Annotated in this window: 7 protein-coding genes and 1 pseudogene; 6 read left to right on the forward strand and 2 right to left on the reverse strand. The window is 42.6% G+C overall.

The genetic code is table 11. The features are described 5' to 3' along the window. The 6 genes and pseudogenes from QTN95_RS19725 to QTN95_RS19750 all read left to right on the forward strand — a co-directional run. On the forward strand, window positions 1–976 hold a 976-nt coding region (locus tag QTN95_RS19725), incomplete at its 5' end, for an IS4 family transposase (RefSeq protein ID WP_331418698.1). Window positions 977–994: 18 nt separating this feature from the next. Beyond that, the gene (locus tag QTN95_RS19730; protein WP_331418700.1) at window positions 995–1,486 is read left to right on the forward strand and encodes a hypothetical protein; all 492 of its coding nucleotides are present in this window, start codon (window positions 995–997) and stop codon (window positions 1,484–1,486) included. After that, a complete protein-coding gene (locus QTN95_RS19735; protein ID WP_331418701.1) occupies window positions 1,476–2,126 on the forward strand; it encodes a hypothetical protein in 651 nt (216 codons plus the stop codon). The genes QTN95_RS19730 and QTN95_RS19735 overlap by 11 nt, the downstream gene beginning before the upstream one ends. A gap of 211 nt (window positions 2,127–2,337) precedes the next feature. Next, a pseudogene (locus tag QTN95_RS19740) lies at window positions 2,338–2,529 on the forward strand (S-type pyocin domain-containing protein); the annotation flags it as partial. Window positions 2,530–2,664: 135 nt separating this feature from the next. Further along, window positions 2,665–3,171, forward strand: a complete 507-nt coding sequence (locus QTN95_RS19745; protein WP_331418702.1) for a flavodoxin — start codon at window positions 2,665–2,667, stop codon at window positions 3,169–3,171. A 150-nt stretch (window positions 3,172–3,321) separates the two neighbouring features. Further along, complete coding sequence (locus QTN95_RS19750; protein ID WP_331418703.1) at window positions 3,322–3,972, forward strand: HAD-IA family hydrolase; 651 nt, start codon at window positions 3,322–3,324, stop codon at window positions 3,970–3,972. 4 nt (window positions 3,973–3,976) lie between these two features. Here the strand turns inward: QTN95_RS19750 and QTN95_RS19755 are convergent, their stop codons facing one another. After that, complete coding sequence (locus tag QTN95_RS19755) at window positions 3,977–4,177, reverse strand: hypothetical protein (protein ID WP_138970634.1); 201 nt, start codon at window positions 4,175–4,177, stop codon at window positions 3,977–3,979. Window positions 4,178–4,385: 208 nt separating this feature from the next. Continuing rightward, the coding region (locus tag QTN95_RS19760; protein ID WP_331418075.1) for a transposase at window positions 4,386–4,527 on the reverse strand (142 nt) is incomplete at its 5' end.

The following is a 4,527-nucleotide window of genomic DNA, read 5'->3' on the forward strand; positions in this document are numbered from 1 at the left end:
ACAGAGCCTTATTGTACTCCGCCCAGTTAGTTATCTTCTTTTTTGCCTTACCCATGCCACCACCGCTCTAACCATCATAAAGGGTCAGATCGCAAGACTCGAAAAAGGTTCAACTGATTTAGGCAACAACGCCGCCTTGACCTTATACGAAGAAGTTCACCCTCTAGAAACAAAAGAGAAAGCCACAACACACAATGATTTTCTCAATCGACTCAAGATACTTTTGCCAACAACCTGTACTCCGATCATTGTGACTGATGCAGGATTCAAGCGCCCTTGGTTTAAGTCGGTGACATCACACGGCTGGCATTTTGTTGGCAGAGTGAGAGGAAAGGTCTGCCTGAGTCCGGACGGAAATCAAGGTGAGTGGTGTAAAGCCCTTTTCCCACGTTCAACCTCGACACCGACGTTGATGAAGAACTGGTTTATGGGCAACAAGTTGCCCTATAGAGTCAATCTCATTCTGTACAAGGCGAAATCAAAAGGTCGTATAGCAAAAACAACAAAGGGGTTACGTCAGCAATCCAATTACAGCCGAAAAAATGCTCGTCGGGCTAATGACCCTTGGGTACTTGTTACGTCGCTTCCAGCAAGACTTGAACTGGCAAAACGAGTAGTCAATATCTATAGTAATCGCATGCAAATAGAGGAGTCGTTCAGAGACTGCAAATCTGAACGATTTGGCCTTGGCATGTCAAGTCACGGAACTAAGCGACTAAAAAGAATGAGTATTTTAGTGCTTATAGCTAGCGTAGGACATCTTCTCCTCACCCTGATAGGGTTGCTAGGAGAAAGGATGGATGCACACTGTCGGTTCCAAGCTAATACAATCAAGACTCGAGCTGTTTTAAGTTATTTTTATCTTGGAATGCGTTTGTACAAGCGGCCAGGTTGGAACGTGGCAGTAAAAGAGTGGCGGAAAGGTATAGAAAGCTTCCTTATAAAACTCGCTAAAGCTCAAGAGGCGACTATATGATTTTGTGGGGAGCCCTCAGTGCCTGTCCTTATTAGACCCGCATACAGTGAGCAGCTACACAAGCACGCTCAAGACGCTTGGAATTTGGAATGCAGCACTAAGGGTTTATATGGTGTTGTGACACTGGTGAATGGCATTTTTTATTATTACGAGCTACAGCCTATTAGCAATGCTCTATCGGCTCTGCCATTAGAAAGAATGAAACAACAAGCAGAGAATATGGGGATTCAATGGGCTAGAGAAGTCGAGCATCCATCTGATTTTATTCAACTAACGGGAAATGATTCTGTTTTAAAAACGTTGAATGAAAAGTTATTAACTCAACCGTTAGGTAGTATTACACCGACACATTGGCAAGATGAGATAAACCAGTATGGTAAGGAATGGATACATCGCCCTCATGATGCACTAATCAACCCAGGGTGTGAGACTGCAATGGACAGTCTTGTTAATGCAGTAACGAAAGAAGGAAACCAACTCAAGCGAGTGGTATTTGATAATGAAGTATAGATTTTTAATTGCTGTAAGCATGTGCTTTTTACTTAATGGTTGCTTTGAAAGTAAGCCTGTTTCAGTTGCGAGCATTGGCAATGCAGGGTCTTTAGGTGGCCCACATTTTATTCGTGATATGTGGGTCAGTGATATTTATGGTGGAGGAGCAAACTTTGCGTATGGAAGCGTTCAGGGCTGTTGTAAAAGTGCCAGCATTGGCATTGGTATTCCTAGCGCTATAAAAGGTGAATGGGAAAATAGCTTCGGTAGCAGTTACTGGAAAGAGGAATGGAAAAAACGTTGGGAATCTAAATGGGGAGACTATGACAAGGATTATGGTACTCGTTGGTATAGGATTGATGATGTGATAGACAGTGAGCTTGCCAAGCAAAAAATAGAAACAATGAACCATTACTACAAGAACCATCATGCAAACCCAGTCATGAAGCTTCTTGTAAATAATGATAGGGTCTTACTTTTGTATGCTTATAGCTGTACTCCAGAAATAAATGATGACTGCACGGTCAGGCAGGGAGCAGACCCTAATGGATGGGTTCAAGTAGCACCGTATAGCACGCATAAGAACTCAACCGTGGTTGTTCTGTATGAAGGCAGTGGTGAAGTGTCAGACAAACCATTTACGGATAATACACCCTAGCCATAGAAATAGTCGATTTTCCATATCTTAACCTGCATCAATTGACAGAATGTGATGTGGCTTTAAAAACGTTGAATGAAAAGTTATTAACTCAACCGTTAGGTAGTATTGCACCGACACATTGGCAAGATGAGATTAACCAGTATGGCAAGGAATAGATACGTCGCCCTCATGATGCACTAATCAACCCAGAGTGTGAGACTGCAATGGACAGCATGAGGCGGTGCAGCAAGGGCAACACTTTATTGCTGAGTTGGATAATGGTATCACTATTACCTGGACACCTGACGGCTCAACCGATGTACTCACACCTGATACCGTCCTCCCCGAGAATGACCAACTGGATGTTCACAATATCTGGGTTCGCCCAATTGAAGAGCACGAGCAAGAAATTGGCTCGTCTGCGCTTTAATGTAATGAGCATATCCGCTTTTTAGAGTGGTTTGCGAATAACTGGCTAAAAGACTTGTCGCCTCAAGGCGTTATCTAGTAAGCTTCTCGCTCCATTCTCACTATCTGTACAGGTTCACCCTAGACTATGACTTTGCCAAAAATTGCTGAAATCAAAAACCAATGGCTTTATCAGCAAGTAGATGTCGAGTTTCCTACCAAAGAGAGCATCGCGGGTATGGAACTGTACAAAGACGCCGTATCTGTCCGTCAGTACCAAACGTTGTCAGAGATACCGGTGGCGGATAGCCAGATTGCGCCAGAAGATATCTTTCTGGTCGACTTCCATCGTCTTACGGTGATGTTTGCATTATTGCAGGCTGGTCGCTGGAGTAATGAGTCAGATCAACAACTGATCGTTGAGTTTTTAACCCAAATCATCTATTCAGAACCTTGCTCACTCTATCTTGGTTTTAAAGAAGGTCAGGCGGTAGCTGCGGCGATAATCACCATAGACCAACAAACGGTTCTAATTTCTGATGTTGTATTGAAAAGCAGTGGTACTGAAGTGACTGAAGAAGGATTTCTTGCAGCGCTTTACACTAAACTCGATCTGCCACTTGACGATAGCCACACCTTCATCATTGAGCAGTGATGACTTCATCATTGTACCAACGATAAAATGGTGACATGGTCTAAAAATCTGACATAAACTTCTATTTATCAAGGGAAGTGTTAAGCACATCATTCCATTTAATACTCACTACCTTATTATTTCTCTTGGCGAATTAACAAGGTAATGAGCATGACAGAGTCCCAAGTTCAGTGTGTAATCTTCGATTGTGACGGCACGTTAGTTGATAGTGAGAAACTTTGCTGCCAAGCACTGTGTGACACGTTTGCTCTATTTGGTGCCACTCTCACTTATGAAGCAGCAGCCAGCCATTTCGAAGGCGGTAAGCTTGCTGATATTCTTGCTGCCACTAAGAAGCGATTAGATGTCAACGTTTCTATCGACCAACTCGAACCCGTTTACAGAGATATATTGGATCGACTGTTTGAACTACAGCTAAAGCCAATGGATGGGGTGTTTGATTTATTACAGTTCCTCGATGACAAAGGCATTGAGTACTGTGTCGCGTCAAATGGCCCTAAAGATAAAATCGAGCGTTGTCTTGACCTAACTGGTCTGTTGCCTTACTTCAGCGGTAAAATTTTCTCTGCATTTGATACTAACAGTTGGAAGCCAGAGCCCGATCTTATTCAATACTGTGTGATGAATATGGGGTTCACTCGTGAGCAATGCCTTTATATAGATGACACCCCTAAGGGTTTAGAGGCTGGTGTTAGGGCGGGAGTTCGCTCAATTCACCTTACTGGTCTAAATGATCGTGAACATGTGTTTGATTTGAAAAAGATCCGTCATCTCAACGAGCTTGAACAGATCTTGTGTTGATTTTTTAGTGGCTAGCTGATGAAGCGATTAAGCACTGCACATTAAGCACGGATATAGCACAGTTGGTTGGGGCTAGTTGAGTAACATCTTCGAAAAAAGAACCACACTCTGCACACAACATACTGTCAGATTCAGAGAGTAAGTATTCTTCACTACCACATAGTGGGCAGCACAAAACTTCGTTGAGCTTGTCATTGTTATCCATAAAGGAATCTCTCGGCAGCAAAAATTTAGACTGGATGCTTTTATTAGTTTATTTCTTATTCACTGACAGATTAGCGATATAAGAATGTGCTTACAATTGGATTTTGGTCTAAATTGAGGCCACAGATGAGATGTGTGCCCTAATTTGGTGAAGAAACGAATGCCAAAGCGACAATAGGTTCAATTGTCAATCTGATAAATTAAAAGGTTCATCGCGGCTTTCCGGGGAAAGCCGCTTTTATCTTCATAAAGAAGTATTCCGTATCTCGGTATCCATAGCCCATTCTTTTTATTAGCTTAATCTTGTTATTGATCCCTTCCAAGGTACATGTATTTAGATGATACGAAGCT

The organism is Vibrio sp. M260112 (assembly GCF_036533775.1).
Taxonomy (GTDB): domain Bacteria; phylum Pseudomonadota; class Gammaproteobacteria; order Enterobacterales; family Vibrionaceae; genus Vibrio.